Origin of the sequence: Gordonia sp. N1V, from assembly GCF_029269935.1 — a bacterium.
GTDB lineage: Bacteria > Actinomycetota > Actinomycetes > Mycobacteriales > Mycobacteriaceae > Gordonia > Gordonia polyisoprenivorans.
Window position 1 is genome coordinate 286,020 of record NZ_JARJDD010000002.1, and the last position, 25,709, is coordinate 311,728.

Annotated in this window: 24 protein-coding genes and 2 pseudogenes; 18 read left to right on the forward strand and 8 right to left on the reverse strand. The window is 67.0% G+C overall.

Going from position 1 to position 25,709, the window contains the following annotated elements; translation table 11 throughout:
• Nucleotides 1-41 precede the first annotated feature (41 nt).
• From P3L18_RS03815 to P3L18_RS03830, 4 genes and pseudogenes are all read right to left on the reverse strand, one after another.
• Nucleotides 42-1,316 (reverse strand): annotated as a pseudogene (locus P3L18_RS03815) (DUF222 domain-containing protein).
• 626 nt (nt 1,317-1,942) lie between these two features.
• The gene (locus P3L18_RS03820; protein ID WP_276113278.1) at nt 1,943-2,818 is read right to left on the reverse strand and encodes a PPK2 family polyphosphate kinase; all 876 of its coding nucleotides are present in this window, start codon (nt 2,816-2,818) and stop codon (nt 1,943-1,945) included.
• A 57-nt stretch (nt 2,819-2,875) separates the two neighbouring features.
• Nucleotides 2,876-3,661: an SDR family NAD(P)-dependent oxidoreductase gene (locus tag P3L18_RS03825; protein ID WP_276113279.1), complete on the reverse strand. Its 786-nt coding sequence runs from the start codon at nt 3,659-3,661 to the stop codon at nt 2,876-2,878.
• On the reverse strand, nt 3,658-4,491 hold the full coding sequence (locus P3L18_RS03830) for a TetR/AcrR family transcriptional regulator (protein ID WP_244421216.1): 834 nt from the start codon (nt 4,489-4,491) through the stop codon (nt 3,658-3,660). The genes P3L18_RS03825 and P3L18_RS03830 overlap by 4 nt, the downstream gene beginning before the upstream one ends.
• A gap of 52 nt (nt 4,492-4,543) precedes the next feature.
• Here P3L18_RS03830 and P3L18_RS03835 point away from each other — a divergent pair, with 52 nt between their 5' ends.
• The 9 genes from P3L18_RS03835 (at nt 4,544) to P3L18_RS03875 (ending at nt 12,619) form a co-directional block, all read left to right on the forward strand.
• A complete protein-coding gene (locus tag P3L18_RS03835) occupies nt 4,544-5,878 on the forward strand; it encodes a DUF445 family protein (RefSeq protein ID WP_014358936.1) in 1,335 nt (444 codons plus the stop codon).
• A 105-nt stretch (nt 5,879-5,983) separates the two neighbouring features.
• Nucleotides 5,984-6,502 carry a helix-turn-helix transcriptional regulator gene (locus P3L18_RS03840; RefSeq protein WP_079928641.1) on the forward strand — a complete coding sequence of 173 codons (519 nt, stop codon included), beginning with the start codon at nt 5,984-5,986 and terminating at the stop codon, nt 6,500-6,502.
• Nucleotides 6,503-6,563: 61 nt separating this feature from the next.
• Nucleotides 6,564-7,739, forward strand: coding sequence for a heparin-binding hemagglutinin (locus P3L18_RS03845; RefSeq protein ID WP_276113280.1), 1,176 nt, complete (start codon nt 6,564-6,566; stop codon nt 7,737-7,739).
• Nucleotides 7,740-7,778: 39 nt separating this feature from the next.
• The gene (locus tag P3L18_RS03850; RefSeq protein ID WP_006372550.1) at nt 7,779-8,093 is read left to right on the forward strand and encodes a DUF2516 family protein; all 315 of its coding nucleotides are present in this window, start codon (nt 7,779-7,781) and stop codon (nt 8,091-8,093) included.
• Between the two features lie 185 nt (nt 8,094-8,278).
• Nucleotides 8,279-8,761, forward strand: a complete 483-nt coding sequence (locus tag P3L18_RS03855) for an Rrf2 family transcriptional regulator (RefSeq protein ID WP_006372551.1) — start codon at nt 8,279-8,281, stop codon at nt 8,759-8,761.
• Nucleotides 8,762-8,815: 54 nt separating this feature from the next.
• Nucleotides 8,816-10,006 carry a globin domain-containing protein gene (locus P3L18_RS03860; protein WP_079929420.1) on the forward strand — a complete coding sequence of 397 codons (1,191 nt, stop codon included), beginning with the start codon at nt 8,816-8,818 and terminating at the stop codon, nt 10,004-10,006.
• A complete protein-coding gene (locus P3L18_RS03865) occupies nt 10,003-10,437 on the forward strand; it encodes a hypothetical protein (protein WP_020172334.1) in 435 nt (144 codons plus the stop codon). Before P3L18_RS03860 ends, P3L18_RS03865 begins: the two co-directional genes overlap by 4 nt.
• Nucleotides 10,438-10,530: 93 nt before the next feature.
• A complete protein-coding gene (locus tag P3L18_RS03870) occupies nt 10,531-11,487 on the forward strand; it encodes a MerR family transcriptional regulator (protein WP_276113281.1) in 957 nt (318 codons plus the stop codon).
• 40 nt (nt 11,488-11,527) lie between these two features.
• Nucleotides 11,528-12,619 (forward strand): alpha/beta hydrolase, encoded by a 1,092-nt coding sequence (locus P3L18_RS03875; RefSeq protein ID WP_079929418.1) that lies wholly within the window; start codon nt 11,528-11,530, stop codon nt 12,617-12,619.
• Here P3L18_RS03875 and P3L18_RS03880 read toward each other — a convergent pair.
• From P3L18_RS03880 to P3L18_RS03890, 3 genes are read right to left on the reverse strand one after another with little or no spacing between them, the layout of a single operon-like run.
• On the reverse strand, nt 12,564-13,964 hold the full coding sequence (locus tag P3L18_RS03880) for a HAMP domain-containing sensor histidine kinase (protein ID WP_276113282.1): 1,401 nt from the start codon (nt 13,962-13,964) through the stop codon (nt 12,564-12,566). The genes P3L18_RS03875 and P3L18_RS03880 overlap by 56 nt on opposite strands.
• On the reverse strand, nt 13,961-14,626 hold the full coding sequence (locus tag P3L18_RS03885; protein ID WP_276113283.1) for a response regulator transcription factor: 666 nt from the start codon (nt 14,624-14,626) through the stop codon (nt 13,961-13,963). Before P3L18_RS03885 ends, P3L18_RS03880 begins: the two co-directional genes overlap by 4 nt.
• A 59-nt stretch (nt 14,627-14,685) precedes the next feature.
• Nucleotides 14,686-15,405 (reverse strand): DUF5666 domain-containing protein, encoded by a 720-nt coding sequence (locus P3L18_RS03890; RefSeq protein WP_276113284.1) that lies wholly within the window; start codon nt 15,403-15,405, stop codon nt 14,686-14,688.
• 184 nt (nt 15,406-15,589) lie between these two features.
• Here P3L18_RS03890 and P3L18_RS03895 point away from each other — a divergent pair, with 184 nt between their 5' ends.
• The 3 genes and pseudogenes from P3L18_RS03895 to P3L18_RS03905 all read left to right on the forward strand — a co-directional run bounded on the left by P3L18_RS03895 (nt 15,590) and on the right by P3L18_RS03905 (nt 19,118).
• The gene (locus P3L18_RS03895) at nt 15,590-16,894 is read left to right on the forward strand and encodes a DUF1800 domain-containing protein (protein ID WP_276113285.1); all 1,305 of its coding nucleotides are present in this window, start codon (nt 15,590-15,592) and stop codon (nt 16,892-16,894) included.
• Nucleotides 16,895-17,025: 131 nt separating this feature from the next.
• Nucleotides 17,026-17,496, forward strand: a pseudogene (locus P3L18_RS03900) (DUF1501 domain-containing protein); the annotation flags it as partial.
• Between the two features lie 332 nt (nt 17,497-17,828).
• Nucleotides 17,829-19,118 carry an HNH endonuclease signature motif containing protein gene (locus P3L18_RS03905; RefSeq protein ID WP_276113286.1) on the forward strand — a complete coding sequence of 430 codons (1,290 nt, stop codon included), beginning with the start codon at nt 17,829-17,831 and terminating at the stop codon, nt 19,116-19,118.
• Nucleotides 19,119-19,620: 502 nt separating this feature from the next.
• On the opposite strand, the gene P3L18_RS03910 is transcribed toward P3L18_RS03905, so the two are convergent.
• A complete protein-coding gene (locus P3L18_RS03910) occupies nt 19,621-20,700 on the reverse strand; it encodes a UDP-N-acetylmuramate dehydrogenase (protein ID WP_276113287.1) in 1,080 nt (359 codons plus the stop codon).
• Between the two features lie 68 nt (nt 20,701-20,768).
• Between P3L18_RS03910 and P3L18_RS03915 the strand changes: the two genes are divergently transcribed.
• The 6 genes from P3L18_RS03915 to P3L18_RS03940 all read left to right on the forward strand — a co-directional run bounded on the left by P3L18_RS03915 (nt 20,769) and on the right by P3L18_RS03940 (nt 25,633).
• Complete coding sequence (locus P3L18_RS03915) at nt 20,769-21,263, forward strand: DUF2505 domain-containing protein (RefSeq protein WP_276113288.1); 495 nt, start codon at nt 20,769-20,771, stop codon at nt 21,261-21,263.
• A 15-nt stretch (nt 21,264-21,278) separates the two neighbouring features.
• Nucleotides 21,279-21,788 (forward strand): DUF2505 domain-containing protein, encoded by a 510-nt coding sequence (locus P3L18_RS03920; protein ID WP_006372565.1) that lies wholly within the window; start codon nt 21,279-21,281, stop codon nt 21,786-21,788.
• Nucleotides 21,789-21,822: 34 nt separating this feature from the next.
• Nucleotides 21,823-22,575, forward strand: a complete 753-nt coding sequence (locus tag P3L18_RS03925; protein WP_276113417.1) for a class I SAM-dependent methyltransferase — start codon at nt 21,823-21,825, stop codon at nt 22,573-22,575.
• Nucleotides 22,576-22,584: 9 nt separating this feature from the next.
• On the forward strand, nt 22,585-23,412 hold the full coding sequence (locus P3L18_RS03930) for a carbon-nitrogen hydrolase family protein (protein ID WP_079928646.1): 828 nt from the start codon (nt 22,585-22,587) through the stop codon (nt 23,410-23,412).
• A 33-nt stretch (nt 23,413-23,445) separates the two neighbouring features.
• Nucleotides 23,446-24,711 carry an LmeA family phospholipid-binding protein gene (locus P3L18_RS03935; RefSeq protein WP_276113289.1) on the forward strand — a complete coding sequence of 422 codons (1,266 nt, stop codon included), beginning with the start codon at nt 23,446-23,448 and terminating at the stop codon, nt 24,709-24,711.
• Nucleotides 24,712-24,784: 73 nt separating this feature from the next.
• A complete protein-coding gene (locus tag P3L18_RS03940) occupies nt 24,785-25,633 on the forward strand; it encodes a DUF1542 domain-containing protein (RefSeq protein ID WP_271354914.1) in 849 nt (282 codons plus the stop codon).
• The last annotated feature ends 76 nt before the right edge of the window (nt 25,634-25,709 follow it).

Below are 25,709 nucleotides of genomic sequence, written 5' to 3' on the forward strand. Positions count from 1 at the left end.
CCGGGTGCGGGGAATCAGGCTGTAGTGGAGGCGCTTCGGATCTAGGCTGCGGTGTCGTCGAGTCGCATGGTGCGTCGGTGATACGACGGCACTGGTCGGCGTTTCGGGTCGATGCTGGCGGGTGGGATCAGCCAGGGGTGTCGGTCGAACCCGAGGATGATGTCCCATCCGTGGTGGTGGACATCGTCGTGGCAGCTGGTGCAGAGGAGGCATCCGTTGTCGAGGTCGGTGGGACCACCGTCGGCCCAGTGGTGCGCGTGGTGTGCTTGGCAGCGGCCGGCGTGTGTTCCGCATTTGATGCATCCACGATCCCGGACGAGTAGTGCTTTGCGTTGTCCTGGGGTGAACAACCGTTCTTTGAGTCCGACGTCGAGGGGTACGCCGTCGGTGTTGAGGATGATTTTGGTGATGGTGGTGTCACACGACAACATCCGGGCGGTGGCTTCGGTGATGGCACCCATGTTCTGCAACTCGCCGCCGAGCGCGGGGTTGTCCGTCGATCAGGTCCACAACAAACCGTTGGTCGGTTTCGCGGAGAAGGTGGTGTCGGCCAAGCCTTGTGCCGCGAGTTCAACAATCGTCTCGAACGCGGCAGCGCAGATCTGTTCGGGTGTCCGGGGATCGGGGGATCCGTCGGGTTGGGGTTTGGGCGCCGACAAGGTTTCCATCAGGGTGCGTGTCTTTTCCCCGGCGATGATGTCGAGGTTCGCCGAGATTTCCAGTCGTCCGTCGTCGGTGATGCGGTCGGTGTAGGAGTTGATCGTCTTGTCTTCGGCGGCCGGTAACCCGCCCGGTGTGTCGGCCGCCAACTCGTTCCCCAACTGCCGCGCGTAGAGGTTGATCTCGGCGGGGGTGAATCCGGCGAAGTAGTGCGACAAGAGTTTCCGCAGGTATTCACAACGTTGGACGGTGTCGAGGGGTTCGGGGCATCGGGTGTCGATGTGCGCCAACCCGCGGACGATGGCGTCGGTGTGTTCGGACGAGATGGACCCGTCCGCTGCATGCGCCAACAACAGGTCGATATCGGTGGTGCCGGCGAACCGCACATACCGACTTGCGACGGCGGGTGCGAAACCCATGCTGATCAATAACTCGCGCAGCCGGGTGGTCTTGTGATCGGCGACGCCCAGCCGATCCATCTCGCCGGTGAGGGTGGTGGCATGGTGATCAACCAGGTTCCGCAACAACAGGACCTGCTTCATCGCACCGAAGGCTTGCGGCCCGGTCATGTCCGGATTCCATTGCAGGTCGCTGAGTTGGGTGACGATCCCGGCGAAAACCGTTTCGGCGTCAAGAGCTTCGGTGGCGTCGATCATGGGCCCCTCCCCAGTGGCTGATCGGTGCGATGGGTCCAGTCTACACAAGTACGTTCGATGCAAGGGGTATTTTTGATCAATTCTGCTTGTGGACAACATGTTTCGACGCTGATTTTCTGTCGGTGGCGTGTGGTAAGGGGTTCGCTTTCGTTTGTCCTGCTCTCGATGTGGTTGGGAGGCTGGTTATCTCGCGGGGTCTCGAGGCTCGCCGCACGCGGCTCGCACCTCGACCAGCGGAAGGAAGGGGTGCCCGAGGCGATCGGGGGAAGGTGCCCGACCAGCGGGGAAGGTGCCCGACGATCGGGGGAGGGATCGACTGTCGGGCGCAATCGTCCGCGGCCCCAATGTGCAGACGCGGCTGGCGCAGCGGGGGCGTTTGAGAATTCGGCTCGCGTTCAGGTCGTGTGACGGTGAATGTGGTTGGGAGGCGTGTTGTCTCGCCGGGTCTCGAGGCTCGCCGCACGCGGCTCGCACCTCGACCAGCGGGGGACGGGCACTCGGTCATCGGTGGAAGGCGCCTTGACCATCGGGGGAAGGACACTCGGTCATCGGTGGAAGGCACCTCGACCAGCGGGAGGGGGACACCACGACCATCGGTGAGAAGAGTTGCTCGACCAAACCGAAGGTCAGTCGGGGAGGGCGGCCAGGCGCTTCTTCTCGGCGTCGACATCGAAATCGGCGGCGGGCCAATCGAGGTCGAGACCTGTCAGGGCATCGATGAGTAGTTCGCAGATCGCCAGGCGGGAGAACCACTTCCGATTGGCGGGGATGAGGTACCACGGGGTGGCGTCGGAGTCGCAGCGGTCGAAGATCGCTTGGTAGGCCTCGAGGTAGTCGTCCCAATAGGCGCGCTCATCGAGGTCGGCCGGGTTGTACTTCCAGTACTTGTCGGGACGGTCGAGGCGTTCGGCCAGTCGGGCCTTCTGCTCGTCCTTCGACACCACCAGAGCGCATTTCACCATCGTGGTGCCGGCGTCGACGAGTTCGTGCTCGAATCGATTGATGATGTCGTAGCGTGCTTCCCACTCCGATTGCGGTACCAGGGAATGCACGCGCACCGGCAGGACGTCCTCGTAGTGGGAGCGGTCGAAGATGCCGATGCGTCCGGCCGGGGGCAGCGCCTTGCGGATGCGCCATAGGAAGTCGTGGGAGAGCTCCTCGGGTGTGGGCTTGCCGAATCCCTTGATGCTCAGGCCTTGTGGGTCGAGCAGTCCGCCGACGTGTCGCACGATCCCGCCCTTGCCTGCGGTGTCCATGCCTTGTAGGACCAGCAGTACCGAGCGGTGGTCGCCGGCTCTGCCGTTGGCGAAGAGCAACTCCTGCAAACCTGCGAGGATCTCACCGCGTTCGGTGAGCAACTCCTCGCCGAGACGACGGTCGCCGTCGAATCCCGGTGTGCTGTCCGGGTCGAAATCGGCGATCGAGCCGACAGTACCCACGCGCAATGCGTCGATCGGTTCTTGTGCCCAGCCCTTCGTCGAACCTCCGCCGCGCCTGCCCATGATGCAACCTCCTCGTCGTGTGGTCCAGAGGGTACCCAACGCGACCAGGGCCGCGGGTCAGGTCGGCGGGTAGAGTGGACCGCCGCCGAAGGCGCCGCGATGCGAATCGGGCTGCGTGCCATCATTGTTGACGATTCCGTGCTCGCGCCCGTACTCCGCGCTGATCAGGGTGTGTCCGGTCAGGTTCGGCAGTGCCGGGTCGTCGGCGAGCGCCGCGATGACCCGACCCACGAACTCGGGGTCCTCCGCGCGCTCCAACGAGAACCCCGCGAACTCCTCGACGCCGAGGGACAGCAGCAACTCGGTACGGATCAGGCCCAGCCACAACGACACCGCGTGGACGCCGGTGCCCTGCAGTTCGACGGCCATGTCGGCGACCATCTTGTCCAGTGCCGCCTTGCTCATGCCGTAGAGCACCGAGTGCAGGTGACCGCGTGTCCCGAACGACGAGATGTTGACGATCAGACCCGACCCGGCGGCCACCATGAGTCGGCCGGCATGCACCGAGGCCACGTAATGGGCGCGCACGCCGACCCCGATCAACGAATCCCAGTCGCCGACCGGTCGCTGCCAGAACGGTTCGCTGAATCCGCCGAACCCGCGGGGTGCCGCCCACACGTTGTTGACCAGCAGATCGAGGTGGCCCTCGGCGTCGTCGATCGTCTCGAAGACCTCGCCGACGGCGGCATCATCGGTGTGATCGCAGGTGATCACCCGGGCCCTGTCGGGCCCGCGTCCACTGCGCGCGGTGGTGTAGACGGTCCATCCGGCGTCGAGAAGTGCGGTGGCCACCCCGAGACCGACGCCGCGACTGGCGCCGGTCACCAACGCCACCCGACTCACCGGAGTGGCGTCTCGTCGTCAGCCGAACCGGGCTCGTGATCGTCCCGGTCTCCCTCGGTTGCTGCGGGCTCGGGCAGCGGCGGAGGGTCGGCCATGAATGCGGTGCGGGAGCCGTTCACCGCGGCGACCCCGACGATCGAACTCCACACCATCATCGTCAGGTAGTCGATGAGATCGTCGACGCCGATGGATCGTTCACCCATCCACCAATCGACGGCGCGCTGGATACCGCCGACGAGGGTGTAGGCCCACACCTGGGCGCCCGCGGCATCACCGTCGCGTTCGCCCAGACGCATCACGATGGTCGAGGTGAGCAGCTGGGCCACCAGCTTCTCCGACTCCGCGGAAGTCACCGACGAACTCGGCGACGCCGACAACGCGAACCGATACAACGCGGGCTCGTCGGCGACGGCATGGACGTAGACGCTGATCACGGTCCGGGTCAGCGTGTACTCGTCGACGTCGTCGGTGATGGTCTCGATCAGCCGGGGCATCAGGGTGGTCTCGAAGAACCGCACCGTCGTGGCGACCCCGAGATCGTTCTTGTCGGTGAAATAGCGGTAGAGCACCGTCTTGGAAACGCCGATGTGCCGGGCGATCTCGTCCATCCCGACGTCCGCGCCGAGTTCACGGACCGCAGCGATTGTGCCGTCGGTCAGTTCGGTGCGGCGCTCCCGCTTGTGGGTTTCCCAGCGCTGCCGGCGACCATCGGGTTTGGAGCGCTCCTCGACCGCCCCGCCGAGCAACGCCTGCTCGATCCCGCGGGTCACGTTCGTCGCCGCCGACACCGCAGCGCGCGCCGCCGCGGCCGGACTGGGACGATTTGCGATCACCCGGCCAGCGTAGTCGCTGCCGGCAGGTAGAAATGGATGGGTGTCAACTGTGACGACCGACGTTTCCGGTACCGGCAGGCATCGGGCTGCGCCGACAAGTGCGCCCGGGTTCTCCTCGGGCGGTTCCGCGTCCGACGACCGCCGTCGCCGTGATCTGCGCAAGATGAAACTGCTGGCGACCAGCTTCCTCATCGTCGCCGCCGTCATCTACCTGTTCACCCGCTACCTCGAACACCGCGACGGCGCCGACGTCGCCGCATGGGTCGGCTATGTGCGCGCGGCGTCGGAGGCCGGCATGGTCGGCGCGCTGGCCGACTGGTTCGCGGTGACGGCGCTGTTCCGGCACCCGCTGGGCATCCCGATCCCGCACACCGCCCTGATCCGCAAGAAGAAGGACGACATCGGCGATCAGCTCGGTGGCTTCATCGAAGAGAACTTCATGACGCCCGAGGTGATCGTGCAGCGCGCCGAGCAGCTGGACCTGCCACGTCGTGTCGCGACCTGGCTGGCCGATCCGAACAACGCCCCACGGGTGTCCGACGAGGCGGCCCGCGCCATCAAGCTCGCGTCAGAGATGTTGCGCGACGAGGACATCGAGCAGTTCATCCAGGCCACCCTGCGGTGGGCGGCCGAACCCGAATGGGCGCCGCCGATCGGGCGCATCCTGCATCAGCTGATCGCCGAGGACCGTCTCGAGCCGGTCTTCCAACTCCTGTGCGACCGCGCCCACGACTGGGCGCTCGGTAGCCAGGACCTCATCGACCGGGTGGTGGAGAGCGACGTCGGACCGGCCTGGAAACCGAAGTTCGTGACCAACCTCATGGGCGATCGGATCTACCGCGAGCTCGTCGATTTCACCTACAAGGTCCGTGCCGACCCGAATCACGAGATGCGCCGGTCGATGCACGAATTCGTCGAGCAGTTCGCCGACGACCTGCAGAACGACCCCGAGATGGTCGCCCGGTTCGAGAACATCAAACGTGAACTCGTGGGCAGCGAGGAAGTGGCCGGCGCGGCGTCGACCGCCTGGAACACCGGCAAGGCCGTCATCGAGCAGATGCTCGCCGACCCGAACAGCACGTTGCGCAACACCCTGACCGACGCCGCGATCAACCTCGGCATACGGATCCGCGACGACCGGCCGCTGCAAGAGAAGATGAACTGGTGGGTCGCACGTGTCGCCAATCACCTTGCCACCAACTACTCGCGGGAGATCATCTCCGTCATCACCGAGACCGTGCGCGGCTGGGACGCCGAGGACACCAGCCGCAAGATCGAGCTCCAGGTGGGCCGCGACCTGCAGTTCATCCGCATCAACGGCACCGTCGTCGGATCGCTGGCGGGACTGGTGATCTACACGATCTCGGTCCTCATCTTCCCCTGACCGGCCCCGAGGGAGGGCTTCGACGCCGCGGCGCGCTGCATGCACTGTGCTTGCACGTGTTAGCACTGGGGTCGATACTGGGCTCGGTGAGCCACGGGAGGTGACATGACAGCGAAGAGGCCCCACAACAGCACATCCGAGGACCGCTCGGGCGACGATCCCGTCGATGAGGCGTCGAGCCCCGACGAGGACGATCGCGACACCGGCGGCGTCGGACACACCGTGGAAGCCGTCACCGCCGTCACCGCGGTGGCCTCGGATGCGGTCGCAACCGCGGCACAGGACATCGGCGGGTTCATCCGATCCCAGCGAATGGCCGCAGAGGTGTCGTTGCGGCAGTTGGCCGAACGGGCCGGCGTCAGCAATCCGTACCTCAGTCAGATCGAGCGTGGACTCCGCAAACCCTCGGCAGATGTGTTGGCGCAGATCGCCAAGGGCCTGCGGGTGTCGGCCGAGGTGCTGTACGTTCGGGCCGGGATCCTCGAAGAACGGCCGGCCAGCCCGGTGCGTGATGCGCTGATCGCCGACGACTCGATCAGTGAACGCCAGAAGCAGATGCTGCTCGAGATCTACGAGTCCTTCCGCAAGGAGAACGCCACCGAGGAGCCGATCCCCGACGAGTGACCACAGGGTGACTCGGGCGGTCGATTCACCACCCGCACAAGCGAATCGAGGAGTTCCGATCATGCCGGACAACCCGTTGTCGACAGCGTTGGGTCAAGTGTCGGCCCTGCTCAACGATTTTCGTGAGCGCGGTGAGGCCGCCACCGAGCAGGCCCAGACAAAGATCGCCGAGAGTATCGAGTCGGCGCAGGAACGGATCACCGAGTCGCGCGAGGACCTCACCGAACGCGTCGCCGAGCGAGTCGATTCCGCGCAGTCCACCCTCGACGAGACGCTGGCCACCGCGCTGGCGACGTTCGAGGAGGCCAAGAGCAAACTCGCCGCCCTGCCCGTCGAACTGCCCGCCGAGATCGAAGAACTGCGCGCGCGATTCTCCCCGGAAGAACTGCGCAAGGTCGCCGACGCCTACCTCGCGGTCGCGGCCGCGCTGCTGGCATCGTTGTCCGAACGCACCGAAGAGGTCGTCGACCGACTCAAGGCCCAACCTCTCGTCGGTGAGAACCTGCCGAAACTGGAGAAGGTCTACAACGACGCCGTCGCCCTCACCGAAGACGCACTGGGAACCCTGGCGACGCAGACCAAACTGATCAGCGGCCAAGCCGCCCGCGGAACCGGTGTGGGACAACTGACTTCGCGACGAACCGCCAAGAAAGCCGCTCGCGCAAAGGGTTCGGCCACCGAGGCGCTGCCCGCGGCGAAGAAGGCTGCCGTGACGAAGGCCGCGCCGGCGAAGCAGGCCGCGCCGGTCAAGGTCGCGGCCAAGGAAGCCGAGGCGAAGAAGGCTGCCGTCGTCGCGCAGGCGCCCGCGAAGAAGGCTGCGGCGAAGAAGGCTGCGGCGAAGAAGACGGCGGCGAAGAAGTCGGCGGCGAAGAAAACGGCGGCCACGAAGTCGGCAGCAACGAAGGCTCCGGCGAAGAAGGCCACGACACCGGCGGCCAAGAAGACTGCGACACCGGCCAAGAAGACCGCTGCGAAGAAGGCCGCTGCAACAAAGGCTCCGGCCAAGAAAGCCGCTGCCAAGAAGTCTCCGGCAAAGAAGACGGCAGCCACGAAGACCCCGGCCACGAAGACCCCGGCCACGAAAACAGCAGCCACGAAAACAGCAGCCAAGAAGACAGCAGCCAAGAAGACAGCAGCCAAGAAGTCCACCGCAGCAAAGAAAACCGCAGCCAAGACCACCGCAGCCAAGAAGAGCCCCGCGAAAAAAACGACCGCACGCAAGTCGCCGCGCTCCTGAGCGTCCGACAAAACCGACATGGAGAGCTAGAGTGGTCGCGTGAATTTCGTCAACGTCCTCGCCGCCGGTCAGAACCTCGTGTTGTGGGTGCTGACCGTGGTCGCCGGTGTCGCGGCCATCGTCGCCCTCGTCCACGCGTCCCTGCAGCGCAAAGACGCCTTCCCGGCGGTCGACAAGCAGAGCAAGGTGCTCTGGGTGTCGTTGCTGGCCCTCGCGACCCTGTTCATCTGGCTGTTCCAGGCGCCGACGCTGTTCTACCTCATCGGCGTCGTCGCGCTGATCGTCTACCTCGTCGACGTCCGGCCGCGCGTCGACTCCATTCAGAACAAGCATTGGTTCCGCAAGATCCGTTGAGCTGAACCCGGGTCCGCGCACCCGTCTGCGCCGCGCAGGTTTCACCAGCCGCCCGCGACCGTCCTCGTGACGGTCGCGGGCGGCTCTCGTATGACACGACGCCGGCGATGGCCCGCACCGACGAGTGACGAGCGCCACAGGCATTTAATATGCATCTCAGATGCAAATTATGATCTGATGATCACATGCAACTGACCCGCTTCACCGACATCGGCTTGCGCGTGGTGATGCGCCTGGCCGTCTCGGACGGGTCGATGACCACCCGGGTCCTCGCCGAGGAGATGGCCGTGCCGTATACGCATGTCACCAAGGTGACCGGGCGCCTCGCTGAACTCGGCGTCGTCCACTCCCGGCGGGGTCGCGCGGGTGGGCTGGTGATCACCGAGTTGGGCCGTACGGCCCGAATCGGTTGGCTCGCAGCAAGTCTCGAAGGTGAAGGAGAAGTCGTCGACTGCGACGGCGAAACGCCGTGTCCGCTGCGTCGGGCGTGCCGGTTGCGCGGTGCGCTCGCCGCCGCCCGTCGTGCCTTCTTCGACAGCCTCGACGACGTGACCGTCGGGGACCTCGTGACCGACCCCACCGGAGCGGTCCTGCTCTCCCTCGACCCCCCGCGTCGCGCCGAGGCGACGCCCCACGGTCGAGCGGAATCTCACAGTCAAGCCGAATAGGTTCGGCAACAAACGATTCCGCCACCGGGCGGAACAGATCAGATCGGAGTCGTCGTGCTCACCATGCCCACTCGCGAGGTCATCGCGGCCACCCTGCCCGCCGTCGACGGAGCACTCGGGGAGATCACCCCGAACTTCTACGCGCGGATGTTCGCAGCCCACCCGACGTTGCTCGACGACATGTTCAACCGCACCCATCAGCGGTCCGGTGAACAGCCGATGGCGTTGGCGGGGTCGATCGCGGCATTCGCCAAGCTGCAACTCGAGCCCGATCTGCGGCGGCAGCGATTCATCATCGACCGCATCGCGCACAAGCATGCGTCCCTCGGGGTCACGCGTGATCAGTACTCGATCGTCCACGAGCACCTGTTCGCCGCGATCGTCGAGGTGCTCGGTGCCGCGGTGACGCCGGAGGTCGCCAATGCGTGGGACGAATTGTATTGGGAGATGGCCGATGTGCTGATCCGTGAAGAAGCCGGCCTCTACGCCGCGGCCGGCGTCGAACCGGGTGCGGTGTGGCGCGATCTCGTTGTGACCCGACGCGATCAGGTGGCCCCGGACGCGGTGTCGTTCATCCTGGCCGCGCCCGACGGTGCGGATCTTCCGGCATTCTCTCCCGGGCAGTACATCTCGGTGCAGGTGCCGCTGACCGACGGCGCGCATCAGATCCGCCAGTACAGCCTGATCGGCACGCCGCAGGCGCGCGACGAGTGGCGGATCAGCGTCAAACTCGCCGGCGAGGTGTCGGCGTTCCTGCACGAGAACGTCTTCGAGGGCGACGCGGTGCACGTCTCGATGCCGTTCGGTGATCTCGTTCTGCCCGAAGATGATTCGCCATTACTGCTGGCATCTGCGGGCATCGGGTGCACACCGGTGATCGGGCTGCTGACCGCGCTCGCCGAGTCGGGCACCGACCGCCCGGTGACAGTCCTGCACGCCGACCACTCGCGGGCCGGCCAACCTCATCGTGGGCAACTCGGCGCCCTCGTCGAGCAGATCGATTCCGCACGGCTCTTCCAGTGGTATCAGCATGGTGCCGACCATCTGGTGTCCGACGCGGTGCGTACCGGCCGGATGTCGTTGGACGGCATCGACCTTGCCGACGGCGTCCACGCCATGCTGTGCGGTCCCACCGGATTCCTCGACTCGGTCCGCACCCAGCTACTCGACCGGAATGTGCCCTCCGAGCGCATCCACTTCGAGACCTTCGGGCCGGAATTGTTGCGCACCGGCGCCTCGCGATGAGCGTGTCGTACGCGGTGGCGACCGCGGTCATCTTTGTCTGGTTGGGCATGGTGATCGCGATCTCGTTCCTCGAGGCGCCGCTGAAGTTCCGTGCTCCGGGTATCACCATTCCGCTGGGTCTGGGGATCGGCCGGCTGGTGTTCCGCGCGCTCAACGCCGTCGAGGCGGGTGCGGCGATCGTGCTCATCGTGTGCGCGGTCGCCGGGGGATGGGTGGGGCAACCCGCGGGCATCCTCGCCGTGGCTGTGGTGGTGGTGCTGGCGGTCCAGCTCGTCGGTATCCGGCCCGCATTGAACCGCCGCTCGGACGAGGTGCTCGCCACCGGAGACGCCGACGGTCCGCGCAGTCACGCGCACCTGGTGTACGTGGCTGCCGAGGTCGTCAAGGTGGGCGTGCTGATCGCTACCGGCGTCGTGCTGCTGGCCGGATGACACGGTGCTCTTTGCCGGATGACCGGACGGGAGAGGCGAGTCGTCGGGCGCGGGTCGTCGGGCGTACGACATCCGGCGAATACACTGTCATTCGTGGCTGAGTATCGGATCAACGACCTGGCAGAGGCGTCCGGCGTCAGCGTCCGCAACATCCGGGTCTATCAGGATCGTGGGCTGCTGCCGCCGCCGACGATCCGCGGTCGCACCGGCTGGTACTCCGACGATCACCTCAATCGCCTGAATCTCATCTCGCGGATGCTCGAACGCGGATACACCTTTGCCACCATCAGTGAGCTCCTGCATGCAGCCCACTACGGGATGAAGGTCGAGCATGTGTTGCGTGGCGCGCCCACCAAGGGCGGCCGATTCCGCAACTTCAAGCGCGCGGCCACGATCACCTTCACCGAATTGCGCAAGACGCTCAACGCCAGCGAGCGCTCCATCGCGCTCAGCCAGAAACTCGGGCTGCTCGTCAAGGACGGCGCTCATTACGCGATCAAGAACCCGGAGGTCCTCGAGGGCGCCGAGGTGCTGGTCAAGAGCGGCGTCGACATCGACGTGCTGCTCGACCGCTTCGTGCGTGTGCAGGACGATCTCGAGGATGCGGCCCGCAGTTTCGTCTCGATCATCACCGACAAGTACCTCAACGAGAACCTGCCGACCCTCGGCGAGGCCAAGGTCAGCAAGATGGCCGAATTGATCCAGACGGTCCGGCCGATGGCTCACGAGATCGTGGAGACCACCTTCCGCAAAGCGCTCGACGACGAGATCACCCGGGCGATCGGCGAGGCGTCGACGTACTTCGACGTCGCCGACACCGATGTTCCCGCCCCCGATGTTCCCGCCCCCGATGTTCCCGGTGCCGACGTCGCCGACGGACCCGCTTCGGGCATCGATCCCGAGACCGCAGGCGATGGCGCCCCGAACATGACAACGGGTAGTGTTACATCGGATGCTGTGTCCCCCGACACGTCCGAGGACCCGACGCCGGGCACCGAGGAGCCGGTGGACACGCCGCGAACACACCGTCCGACTCCGCGATCGTCCTGATCGCCGCGCCCGGCCGGTGTCCTGGGGAGAGGGTGGACACATGAGTCGACGTGGGTGGGCCATCGGTGGCGTCGCCGCCGGGGCAGGTCTGATCGGGGTCGGGGTGGGCACCATCGGTGCCGGACTGGTACGCGAAGCACTACACGGCGATCCGGCCGTCGACGACGGGCCCGACGATCTGCTGGCCACCCCGACGGCCCCGAGTGACACCAGAACCGTCCGCGCCGCCGACGGCACCCGGCTCAACGTGGTCACCTACGGTCCCGGTGCTCGCGGTGACGACGACGCCGGTGATGTGATCGTCGCGGTGCACGGATGGACGTGCAACACCACCTACTGGTATCCCCAGATCAACGCCTTCGCCGGTGAACGCACCGTCATCACCTACGATCAGCGCGGACACGGAGCCAGTGAACTCGGCCGCAAACGACCCACCGTCGCGACCCTCGGCCAGGACCTCGACGCCGTACTCGACGCCGTCGTGCCGCCCGGGCGCCGAGCGATCCTCATCGGACACTCCATGGGCGGCATGACGATCATGTCGTGGGCGGCGCAGTACCCGCACAAGGTGTCCGATCGCGTGTCGGCGGTGGTGCTCGCCTCCACCGCGGCCAAGGCGGTCATGCAGAATCACCTGCTCATCCCGCTCGACCTGCCGCGCTACAGCAAACCGTTCGCGCCTGCGGTCACCAAGCTCATCACCTCGGCGCCACTTCCGGTGCCGCGCAGCTCGTATGGGCCGCGGATGTCGCAGTACATCGCGCTCGGCTCCACCGCTCGCGCCTCGCATGTCGAGTTCGTGGACAACATGATCATGAGCTGCCCGCCCCGTGCGCGGGCCCGCTGGGGCGCGGCGATGGGCAAGCTGGATGTGACCGCGGGGCTGGACGCGCTGACGGTCCCGACGACGATCGTGGTCGGCAGTGCCGACCGCCTGACCCCGCCCTCACACGCCGAACAGATGGCAGAGGTGTTGCGGCGTAAAGGAACCCTCCGTGATCTCGTCGTACTCGACGGGGTGGGTCACATGTCGACGATCGAGGCCGGGGCCGTCGTCGACGAGGCCCTCGCGGCGGTCATCGCGGATGCGGAGCAGCCGACCCCGCAGACCGATCACGTCCCGTCGGTCTGAACGGCAACTCCAGGCGGAACACCGCGCCCTGTGTCGCGCCGTCCGGTGTGCGCGGAAGCAGGCGCACCTCGCCCCCGTGGGCGCGGGCCAGACCACGCGCCACCGCCAGCCCCAGACCTGCGCCGCCCGAGCGTCGATCTCGTGAATCATCCAGGCGCACCATACGATCGAAGATCCGCTCGCGGTCGGCGTCGGGGACGCCCGGTCCGGTGTCGCTGACCGTCACGGTCACCCACCCGCCAGACTCGGTGGGTGCGTGGGCGACCGCCACCTCGACTCGCCCGCCGGCCGGGGTGGCCTGACAGGCGTTGTCGATGAGGTTGGCCTGGATCTGCGAGATCCGGCCGGGGTCGGCGAGTGTCGGCGGGGCGTCACCGGTGGCGACCACGGTCAGCTCGGGATGCAGGATCGCCACCCGGCGACACTGATCCTCGGCAAGGGCGACGAGGTCGACCGCCTCGGGATGCAGAGCCAGACCCGCGTCGATGCGTGCCATGTCGACCATGTCGCCGACGAGTCGTCCGGCGCGGCGGGTCTCCTGAACTAGCAACAGCAGCAACTGTTCCCGGTCCTCGGCGGATGCGTCGGCATCCATCTGCAGTAACGTCTCGGCGATTGCCTGCACCCCGGTGACCGGGGTGCGCAACTCGTGGGCCGCGTCGGCGACGAACTGCCGAACCGACTGCTTAGCGGCCCGCTGATTGGCTTCGGCGCCCTCCAGCGAATCGAGCATGTCGTCGAAAGCCGCTGCGGTACGCCCCAACTCGGTGTCGGTCCGGGTCGGGGCGAGGCGCTCACCGCGTCGGCCACGCGCGATCGAGCGCGCCACATCGGTCATGGTGTCCAACGGCGCCAGGGCATAACGCATCCCGAACCACAGCAGCAACGCGGTGAGGACGAGCGCCCCCGAACCGGTGATCGCCATCCCGATCAGCAGCCGTGACTGCACCCCGCCGAGCAGATCGCCGTCGACGGCGAGGGTCAGCGTCGCGCCGTCGGCCCAGGATGAGTTGGGCGCCTTGAGGGTGATGGTGCGGCGGGCGACCGCGTCGCGGGTCGGGCGGCCGAACACCTCACCGTCGGCGAGTTCGAGTCGGGCCCGCACCGAGCGGCCCTCGATGCGCTGCAGGAATATCTCCGGCGTGCGTGAGGTCCGGGCGTACTGCTGGGCGAGGGTGGCCCGATCACTGAGGAGCGCCCCGGCGGCGCGATGGCCCGCCACGGCGAACAGTGCGCTGCCGATGGCGATCAGCGCGATCAACGACACCGCGAGCACCACGACGGCCAGAGCCGTCACCCGGCTGCGCAACGAGCTGCCGGTCAGTCGAGTACGGATCGTCGTCATGACGGGCGCAGGGTGTAGCCGCGGCCGCGTTCGGTGTGCAACAGTCGCGGACCGTGGGCCTCGAGCTTGCGGCGCAACGCACTGACGTTGACCTCCACGAGATTCGGGTCGTATTGGTCGTAACCCCAGACGCCGGTGAGGATCTGGGTTTTGGTGACCACCCGGCCGCGGCGCTGTGCGAGGTAGGTGAGTACCCGGAACTCGGTGGGCGTCAGAGCGATTCGCTCGCCTGCGCGGGTCGCCGTCCCGCCGTCGCGGTCGATCTCGAGGTCATCGACGTAGAGGATGTCGGTGCGCCCGCCGCGTCGGCGCAGCACCGCGCCGACACGTGCCACCAACTCCGCCATCTCGAACGGCTTGACCACATAGTCGTCGGCGCCCTCGGTGAGGCCGTGCAGTCGGTCGGCGACGGCGTCGCGGGCGGTCACCATGATGATGCCGGCGTCGCTGCGCCGCCGTACCACGTCGAGCAGGGTGAAACCGTCCGAACCGGGCAGCATGACGTCGAGCAGGACCGCGTCGGGGCGTGCCTGTGCCAGATCGTGTTCGAGTCGTGAACCGTCGGGGCGTGCGAGGACCCGATGCCCGGCCTCGGTCAGTGCCGCGGCCACCGCGACACGGATCGGGGTCGAGTCCTCGATGACGAGGACCGTGGCGCTCATGTCATGTGATTCTGCCAGCCCGCGGTCACGTCTCGGTCATCATCGATCACCGTGCTCGATCAACTCGGTTGCGCCGAGGTCGGGGCCGGTGCACCACTGGTCTGCGGCGTCGCAGTGCCGGCCGGCGTCGGACGCTTCGCGACGATGCGCGCGGTGACGGTGTCGCCACTTCGGGTCCCGGCGACGACGACCCGGTCGCCGACGGCGAAGTCGCTCTGCTGCTGCGGTTTCCGTTCGGTCCCGAAATGGGTGTCGCCGGTGATGTCGACGGTCACCGTCTTGTCGCCGCGGGTCTGGACCGTCCAGGTCTGGCCGTTGATCGCGGTGATCTGGCCGGTCACCCCACGTCGGCTTGCCGCCGAGGTGGCCTCGTGGCGGGTCTTCTTGCCGTGCTGGGCGGTGGCTGCGCCTGGCTGTGTGTGCGAGTCGTCGTGTCCGGTCGCCCAGCCGATACCGCCCCCGATGAGACCGCCGATGATGAGGGCAGCGACCCCGGTGAGCAGCGCGGTGCGCTGACTGTGCCAGAACGACGGCTTGGGTGCCGGACCGGGAGTGCCCGGTTGCCCCTGCGGTGGCATCGACGGCGGTGGGCCGGAAGGGGGCGGTCCGGAGGGTGGCGGGCCGGCGTACGGGCCGGGCTGCCCCGGGATCGGTGTGATCGGCGTCGTCGGGTTCGCCCCCTGCGGTATCGGTTCGGTACCGAACTGGGTGGTGGGATCGTCGGGCGTGGTGTCGTGCGGTTGCCGGCCGGGTTCTTGCGGGTTCTCGGTGTCTGACATGGCGACCACCGTAGGGCGGGGGAGTACGGGGCAACTGAAGGCTTTCTGAAGGTTGCCACGACAGGACCGACGGTTTGCCGGTCGCCGGGCGGGATGCCGGATCTGCGAGGGTCGTGCTGAAGACTCCCTGAAGGACCGGCGGCGTGGCCTGGTTCCCGGCGCCGGGGTGGCCAGACTGGCAGCCATGACGCAATCGGTCGACTGGATGGCGGCGGCGAGAGTGGTGCGGCGGTTGGGGTTCGGCGCGACCGGAACCCAGGTCGACGCCGTGGTGGCCTCGGGGATCGACACCTACCTCCAGCGCGTGCTCACACCCGCCCCCGCACCCGATCGTGGGGTCGATGCCACCCCGGCCCCGCACTTCGGCATGGTGGCGCGGGTGCCGCGCAGCGCGTCGGCCGCGATGCGCAAGCAGGTCCGATCCGAACGTTCGGCGCAGACAAAGCAATTGGTGACCTGGTGGACACATCGGATGATCGCCGCCGAGGTGCCCGAACGCGAGAAACTGACCTTCATGTGGCACAACCACTTCGCCACGTCGATCGCCAAGGTCGGCTCTGCCGCGGAGATGCTCGCCCAGAACGAGAAGCTGCGCACGATGGGGCTCGGACAGTTCCGTCCGCTGGCCTACACCATGCTGACCGATGCGGCGATGCTGCGCTGGCTCGACGGCGCCAGCAACGTCAAGGGTGCCGCGAATGAGAACCTCGCCCGCGAATTCATGGAACTGTTCGCCCTCGGACACGGCAACGGGTACACCGAGACCGACGTCCGCGAAGGTGCACGGGCCCTGACCGGGCGGCGGCCGGACAATCGCGGGGGCACGGTACTCAAGCCGACGTTGCATGATTCGGGCACCAAGACCGTCCTGGGCGTCACCGGCGATCTGGACGCCGCGAGCTTCTGCGACGCAGTGCTCGATCACCCGACCTCCGCCGGCTACGTCGCCACCAGGGTGTGGCAGCACCTGGCCGGGGACACGCCGCCGTCGGCGGCCGCGCTGACCCGGTTGACCTCGGCGTACGGCCCCGACCGTGATCTGCGCGGTCTGGTCGCCGCGATCGTCACCGACCCCGAGCTCGGCAACTCCTCAGGAGTGGCCTCCCCCGTGCAGTGGCTCATCGGCGCCACCCGGGCGCTACAGCCGAAACCCGGTGCTTCCGAACTCAAACGAACAACCTCCATCCTCAAGACGTTGGGCCAGCAGCCCTTCTACCCACCCGACGTCGGGGGCTGGCCGTCCGGGCAGGCGTGGCTGTCGACCGCCGGCGCCGAAACACGCTGGAACACAGCGATGCGCCTGGCCCGCGACGCGCAGGTCGCCACCATCCACGACGCCGCCGCGGGGGAGCGTATCGACGCCGCGGCGCATCTGCTCGGTGTCGGCGGATTCTCCGACCGGACCGTGAAGGTGATGCAGGGGTCGGTCAAGAATCCGGTGACGCTCACCGCGATTGCCCTCAACAGCCCCGAATACCTGACCGTCTGAACACCATTCGCGCGATCCGAGGCAGGACCACATGAAGCACGTCCTACGCCGCCGAGAACAAGGCGGCGTCGGCGCTGCGTGGGGTGCGGGCGTCGAAGGGGACGACCGGCTCGGCGGGTGCAGAGGGCAAAGCGCTTGCCGAACAACTCGATACCGTCGCCCGGTGCGTGAGCGCCGGAGTGCCGACCAAGGTGTACTCGGTGAGCATCGGCGGATTCGACACACACGCCGACGAACGCGAGACACAGCAGAATCTGCTCGGTGAGGTCGACTCGGCCATGTCGTCGTTTCTCACCCGGATGGCCGGTGACCCGCGCGGCCGCGACGTCATCGTCATGGCCTACTCGGAGTTCGGTCGTCGCGTGCGCGCCAACGCCTCTCAGGGCACCGATCACGGCACCGCGGGCCCGGTCTTCGTCGCCGGCGCTCCCGTCCGCGGCGGCTTCTACGGTGACGAGCCGAGTCTGACCGATCTGGACGACGGAGATCTCAAGGCCACCACGGACTTCCGTGACATCTACGCCGAACTCCTGGGAACCGGCCTCGGCACCGACCCGACGCCGTCGGTGGGGACTGGCCGGCGGGCGGTCGGATTCCTGTAGGTGGGGTTGCCTACACAGGGGGTTTCGAGTACTTGTCGAGACCGTCCTGCTCGAGACCACCCTTTCCCCGGATGATCGAGAACCCTTCCCCTCCCGATGGTCGAGGTGCGAGCCGCGTGCGGCGAGCCTCGAGACCCGGCGAGATAACAAGCCTCCCAACCACATCGAGGACAAGGCGAACGAAAGCCGCACCCTTACCACACTCCACCGACAGAAAATTGACGCCGAAACATGTTGTCCACAAGCAGAATTGATCAAGAATAGCCCTTGCATCGAACGTACTTTCGTGTAGACTGGACCCATCGCACCGATCAGCCACTGGGGAGGGGTTCATGATCGACACCGCCGCAACTCTTGACGCGGAAACCGTTGATGCCGAGGCGATCTTCGCCGCCATCGTCGCCCGACTCAGCGACCTGCAATGGAATCCGGAGATGACCGGGCCACAAGCTTTCGGTGCGATGAAACAAGTCCTGTTGTTGCGCAACCTGGTTGATCACCACGCCACCACCCTCACCGGCGAGATGGATCGGCTGGGCGTGGCCGATCACAAGACCACCCGGCTGCGAGAGTTGTTGATCAGCATGGGTTTCGCGCCAGCCGTCGCGGGTCGGTATGTGCGGGTTGCCACCACCACCGATGTCGACCTGTTGTTGGCGCACGCAGCGGACGGGTCCATCTCCTCCGAACACGTCGATGCCGTCGTCCGCGGTCTGGCGCACATCGACACCCGATGCCCCGAGCCTTTGGGCACCGTCCAACGCTGCGAGTTTCTGCGGAAACTCTTGTCGCACTACTTCGCCGGTTTCACCCCCGCCGAGATCACCACCTACGCGAGGCAGTTGGGTAACGAGTTGGCGGCCGAAACACCTGGTGGGTTACCGGCCGCCGAGGACAAGACGATCAACTCCTACACCGACCGCATCACCGACGACGGCCGGTTGGAGATCTCGGCGAACCTCGACATCATCGCGGGGGAGAAAACCAGAGCTCTGATGGAAACCTTGTCGGCGCCCAAGCCTCAACCCGACGGGTCCCCCGATCCGCGGACACCCGAACAGATCTGTGCTGCCGCGTTCGAGACGATCGTGGAGTTGGCGGCACAAGGATTGGCGGACACCACCTTCTCGGCGAAACCGACCAACGGACTGTTGTGGACCTGGTCGGCGGACAACCCGGCGCTCGGCGGCGATTTGCAGAACATGGGTGCCATCACCGAAGCCACCGCGAAACTGTTGTCGTGTGACACCACGATCACCAAGATCATGCTTGATCCCAACGGTGTACTGCTCAGTGTGGGGGAGGCGAAACGCTTCTTCACACCGGGCCAACGCAAAGCGTTGCTGGTGCGGGATCGCGGATGTATCAAGTGTGGTGCCCACGCCGGGCGCTGCCAAGGACACCACCTCGTCCACTGGAGCAAGGGCGGTCCCACCGACCTCGACAACGGCTGCCTACTCTGCACCAGCTGCCACGACGATGTGCACCACCACGGATGGGACATCATCATGGGATTCGACCGACACCCCTGGCTGATCCCACCCGCCAGCATCGACCCGAAACGCCGACCGATACCGGCCTATCACCGCAGAAGCATGCGACTCGACGACGTAGCAGCCTGACCCACGCTGCCCCACAACCTGATTCCCCGCACCCGGCCAGGCCGGGACCGCATCTGTTGTTTGAGAACTCCATAGAGATAATCCCACCCGATGGTCGATGTTTTCGAGCGTCCGTGGCCCGGAAGCATTTCGGCACAAGCGGTCTCGAGGCTCGTCGCTAGCGCTCCTCGGCACCTCGACCATCGGAGTGGGAAGGGTCCGTCCATCGAGTAGGGCGGCCACCGGGCGGGAAGGGCCCGTCCATCGGGTAGGGCGGTCACCGGATGGGAAGGGCGTCAGCATCCGATCGTCAGGCGGGGAAAGGCGCGAGCATTCTTCGATGGCGAGTCGTCTTCCCCGCTGGTCGAGGTGCGAGCCGCGTGCGGCGAGCCTCGAGACCACTGGGCCGGTGCTGGATTCGGATCACGGTGGCCCGGATATCCATCGGTGCAACGGGTCTCGAGGCTACGTCGCTATCGCTCCTTCGCACCTCGACCAGCGGGGTCGATCGTCGGGCGGGGTACTACAGCGCGCAGTTCACCAAGACCGGCTCCGGGTGCAGGGTGATGCCGAAGGTGTCGGCGACGCCGTCGCGCACGTCGCGGGCGAGAGCGAGGAGTTCTTCGGTGGTCGCGCCACCGCGATTGGTCAGGGCCAGTGTGTGTTTGGTACTCAGACGCACCGGAGCGTGGGAGCCGGGGTAGCCCTTGGCGTAGCCGGCGCGCTCGATGAGCCAGCCCGCGGAGAACTTGACGCCATCCGGTGCCGGATAGGTGGGGACGGCGACGTCGGCACCGAGCCGGCCGGCGATGCGGTCGAGAATGGCCGGCGCGTCGTCGGCCCCGACGATCGGGTTGGTGAAAAACGAACCGGCACTCCAGGTGTCGTGGTCGTCGGGATCGAGCACCATGCCCTTGCCCGCACGCAGCGCCAGGACGGCCTCACGGACCGCCGCGGCGTCGGCGCGGCCACCCGGCTCGACGCCCATGGCGGCGGACAGTTCGCGATACCGCAGTGGCTGACTGGCGCGATCGTCGTTGAGCCAGAACGACACCGCAACCACGACCATCTCGTCGCGATGCTTGAGTCGCGACGTGCGGTAGGCCAGGCCGAGTTCACCCGGGGCCACCCATCGCAGGGTCCCCGAACGACGGTCGAGCACCTGGACCTCACGCAGCACGTCGGCGACCTCGACGCCGTAGGCGCCGACGTTCTGTACCGGCGTCGCACCGGTCGATCCAGGAATCCCGGAGAGACATTCCAGCCCACCGAAACCGGCCTCGACGGTCGCGGCCACCAGATCGTCCCAGGTGACCCCGGCGTCGGCGGTGACATGGGCCCGGCCCGATTCGCGGCCGGTCCCGAACTCGATACGGCTGCTCTCGATGCGGATGGCGGTTCCGGCGAAGCCCTCGTCGGCGATGACGAGGTTCGATCCGCCACCCATGACCAGGACCGGCTCGGAGACGGCGTCGGCGGCGAGGATCTCCTCGACGACCGATCGGGTGTCCTCACAGCGGAGCAGTGCCCGCGCCGGGCCGCCGACCCGCAGGGTGGTCAGGCCGGCCAGCGGCACTCCGGGCTGCAGCGAAGTCTCGGTCACGGGGCCAACGGTAACCCGAGGCGGCGCACGACAGCCGACGTCGGTGGCGTCGAGTAATCTCTCATCCCATGGCGAGCCCGCTGAAGCACTCGGTGTCCTATCCGTTCTCTGCCGACCGGTACTGGGAGATCGTGTCGACCGAGCAGTACTGGCACGACCTGCTCGAAGCCACCAACTCCAGCCACGGCAGGCTCGAGTCCTTCTCGTCGGACGGCACCACGGTGACGGTGAAGATGCTCCAAGGGGTGCCCGAGGATCGACTGCCGTCGGTGGTCACCAAGGTGCGTCCCGGCGACCTCGAGATCCCACGCACGATGACCTTCACCCGGGCGAAGGACGCGGTCAACGGCACGATGCACGCCTCGGTGTCGGGCGCTCCGGCCGACGTCGAGGGCGCTCTGGTGGTTTCCGGTGACCCGGCCGGCGTCGAGTACACGGGCACCGCCAAGGTGGGGATTCCCTTCGTCGGCGGCAAGATCGAGAGCGCCGTCATCGAACAACTCGTGGGCCTGCTCGACAACGAACGCGAGAAGACGGTGACTTGGGAGGCCGCTCACCGCTGACGTAACCTGGCCGTCATGGCACGACGTCTCAGCTACTCCGCGCGCTATGCGCATCCCGTGGAGAAGCTCTACGAAGCTCAGAGCTCCCGGCAGTATTGGGATGACATGATGGCGGGCTTCCAGATGATCTCGCCGCACTGCGAGGTGGAAGACTTCCGGTCCGATGAAACCGGCCTGAAAGTGGTGCTCAAGCAGCACATCGGCCGCGATCAGCTGCCCCCGATCGCCCAGACCGTCCTGATGAAGGACATGGTGATCACCCGCGAGGAATCGTTCGGGCCGTTCGACCCGGACAACACCAAGGGCAACTACACCGCGTCGATCCCCGCGGGTCCCGGCAATCTGCAGGGCTGGCAGGAACTGTTCCCCACCGAGACCGGCTGCACCATCCGCAAGACCACCGAGGTCAAGGTCTTCATCCCGTTCATCAACGGCAAACTCGAGCAACTCATGCTGGTCAACCTGGTGGATCTGTTCCGTGCGGAGGCCGAGTACTCCAAGGACTGGATCGACAAGAACCTCTGACCGCGTGACACCCACCCCGAGACCTCACGGGCGGGTGACCCGGGGTACCACCAACATCAACCGCCTGCGCCGCGTTGACCGGTGGATGGCGCACGAACCGTCGATCGTCGCGGCGCTGGCCGCCGTCGCGCGACCGATCGTCGTCGACCTTGGATACGGTGCACGGCCCGACACCTGTGTCGAGATGGCACGGCGACTGCGGCCCGTCGCTCCCGACCTGCAGATGATCGGCCTCGAGATAGACCCCGACCGCATCGTCGCCCCGATCGACGGCGTGCGATTCGCACTCGGTGGTTTCGAGCTCGCCGGATTCCGGCCACAACTGGTCCGCGCGTTCAATGTCCTGCGACAGTACGACGAGCACGAGGTGGCCCCCGCGTGGTCGCAGATGATGACGCAACTGGCTCCCGGCGGGCTGATCGTCGAGGGCACCTGTGACGAGATCGGCCGTCGGTGCGCCTGGGTGCTGCTCGACGCCGCCGGGCCTCGCAGCCTCACCCTGTGCTGGTCGCCCGCGCACACGGGGAGACCCTCCGACCTCGCCGAACGGCTCCCCAAGGCGCTCATCCATCGCAACGTGCCCGGTGAGCGCATCCACGAGTTGCTCGTCACCGCCGACCGCTGCTGGGACAACGCCGCCGGTCAGACGGTCTTCGGCCCACGCGCACGTTGGGCGCAGACCCTCACGCTGATGCGTGCGGCCGGCGTCGACGTCGCGATTCCACGCCGCCGCGTCGTCGACAATCTGTTGACCGTGCCCTGGGAGACGGTCGCACCACGCGGGTAGTTTGGCCACATGCGCATTGCGATGGCCCAGATCACCTCCGGTACCGACCCGGACGACAACCTGCGTCTGGTCGCCGAACACACGGCCGCGGCGGCCGCCGACGGTGCCGTTCTCGTCGTGTTCCCCGAGGCGACGATGTGCCGGTTCGGGGTGCCGCTGGGCCCGGTCGCCCAATCGCTCGACGGGCCGTGGGCCACAGGCGTCTCGCAGATCGCGGTCGAGAACTCGGTGACCGTGATCGCGGGCATGTTCACCCCCGGCGACGACGGGCGAGTCGCCAACACCCTGCTGGTCGCAGCACCTGACGGCACCCGCATCGGCTACGACAAGATCCACCTGTACGACGCCTTCGGCTTCCGGGAATCGGCCACCGTCGCACCCGGTGACGTCGCGCGGACCGTGACGGTCGACGGCGTCCGCATCGGCCTGGCCACCTGCTACGACATCCGCTTCCCGGCGCTGTTCACCGCGCTTGCCCAAAACGGGGCCGAGGTGATCGTCGTCCCCGCTTCCTGGGGTGCCGGGCGCGGCAAGGTCGAGCAATGGCGGACGCTGGCCACCGCACGTGCCCTCGACTCGACGTCCTATGTGGTGGCCGTCGGGCAGGCCGAACCCGCCGACGAGGAGCTCCGCGCGTCGAAAGCGCCGACCGGCGTAGGACATAGCCAAATCTCAGATCCCTTCGGTAGCGTGGTCGCGTCGTACACGGGGGAGCAACGGCTGGGTGTACACGACCTCGACCTGGGTGTTGTCGCCAAGGCTCGCGAGCAACTCGCGGTCCTCGCCAACCAGCGGGAATTCCGAATCGAACCGACGCCCGTCGCGTACGAACTGTGATCACGCAAGACCGACGCCCCTAGGACGGAGTGCATGGCCGACGACACGACCGACGATCCGCAGACCCCTCGTGGTCCCGAGGATCCGGATGCCACCAAGCAGGTCGGTCGGGAGAACGCGCCGCGCGACCACTCCGCGGGACGGGACTTGCCGGCCGGGCAGGTACCGGCCGATCAGACCCCGGCGGAGCAGACCTCAGCAGAGCAGACCCCGGCCCAGCACGGTGCGGGGGAGAATCCCGCCCCCGACACCGAGCAGTGGGAGCCGACCACCACCTCCCGCCACGCGCGCGCCTACTCGCAGATCTCCGACGCCACCACGACCCCGGTGACGCCGCCACCACCCGCGGCGCACCCGCAGACCGCGCAGTTCACCACCGGGGAGAACCCGATGGACGGAGGGGATCCGGGAACGGGTGCGCATGCGGTTCCCCCGACCGGCGACGGCGTGGTCACGACGGCGCCGACGAAACGCGGCAAGGGAAAGTTCATCGCGCTCGGCGCGGTCGGACTGGTGTTGGTGATCATCATCGCGCTCGTCGGCACCGAACTCTTCTTGCGCAGCCGGGCGACCGATTGCCTGGAGAAACAGTTCGGCGCGCTGACCGGTCAGCCCACCAACGTGTCGATCAGCAAGAAACCCATTCTGCTGCAGAAGTTCTCGAACGATTACCCCTACGTCCAGGTGGACACCAGCGACTCCAATTCGACGCAGATGCAACTGCACGTGCGGGCCGATGGGGTCAGCCAGGACGGGAACTCGGTCAAGGTCGATTCGCTCGCGGGCACCGGGTACGTCCCGTTCCAGCGGGTGATCGAGCTGAGCAAGCAGGGGCAACTCTCCGGTGGCTCGACCGACAACAGCGGGACCAACGGTGGCACCACCAACGGCGGCACCGGAACCGAGGGCTCCGGCATCTTGGGCAGTACCCAGGTCAGTTCGGTCACCGGCAACGCCGCCGACGGCACGATCAAGGTGGACGCCGCGGTACAGGTCGCGATCTTCCCGGTGCCGGTCAGCCTCACCATGAAGCCGGTCCTCGACCAGGGCAAGGTGCGCTTCCAGGTGGAGCAGGCCAGCGCCTTCGTCTTCGGGATTCCCGCCGACTTCGCCCAGCAGTTCGTCGACGGCTTCGGCGACAGCCTCTTCGGTGACCTCACCAAGGAAATCAAGGTCACCTCCCTGAAGGTCACCGACCAGGGCGTCGACTTCGCCGTCACCGGTAGCAACGTCGATCTCGGGTCGGCGGCCGCGTCGACGTCGAGCTCGGGTTCGGCGCCGACCTGCTCGATCCTCTGAGCCGGACGGGCCCCACCACCTCGCAGGTACGCTGGGAGATGTCCGATTTTCCGACCCCGTTCCGGAGGAACCCGTGGGCCAGCTGCTCCTGATCGCCGTCGTCATCCTGCTTGTTGTGGGGGTGGTGGTGGTCATGCAGCGGCGCTCCGGTGCCAACACCGCCCGCACCCTCGACGACGCGAAGGCCGACGCCCGACAGGCCATCGAACGACTCGGCGGGCAGGTGTACATGCTGGTCGGGGATTCGCCCGCCGCCAAGCAGGCGCTCGCCGACGCGGCCGAACGGCACACCGCCGCCGGCTCGCAGATCGACCAGGCCACCAGCCCCGCACAGGCCCGACTCGCCAAACAGACCGCCATCGAGGGCCTCTACTACATCCGCGCCGCACGGACCGCGATGGGCATGGACCCCGGACCGGCGATCCCCGAACTCGACGGACAGAAGAGTGCGGGCCAGGTCACCGAGAACCGTGAGATCGACTTCGAAGGCCGCACCGTGCAGGCCTCGCCCGCACCGTCGCCGACCACCCCGAACTACTACCCGGGTGGCCGCGTCGCCGGCCGACCGGTACCAGCCGGCTGGTACTCCGAACCGTGGTGGAAGCCCGCGCTCGTCGCCGGAGCGTGGGGTGTCGGCTCGATGTTCCTGTTCTCGGCACTGTTCTCCGGTATGGCCGGGGTCAACTACGACGCGGCCGCCTTCGAGAACGGCGTCGGCGACGGCACCGACGCCGGAGCCCTCGATGCCGGGGATTACGGCGATGGGGGCTACGGCGATGGAGGCGGGGGCGACATGGGTGGCGGCGACGCCGGGGGCGACATGGGCGGTGGTGACTACGGCGGCGGTTTCGGTGACTTCGGCGGCGGCAACGACTTCGGGGGTGGCGGGGACTTCGGCGGCGGGGATTTCGGCGGGTTCTGACCGCGAATCACCCATACGCCCAACTCTTCCGGGCTGATCCCGCGGGTGTGCTGTCGTGGCCTGAACCCGTTGCGGC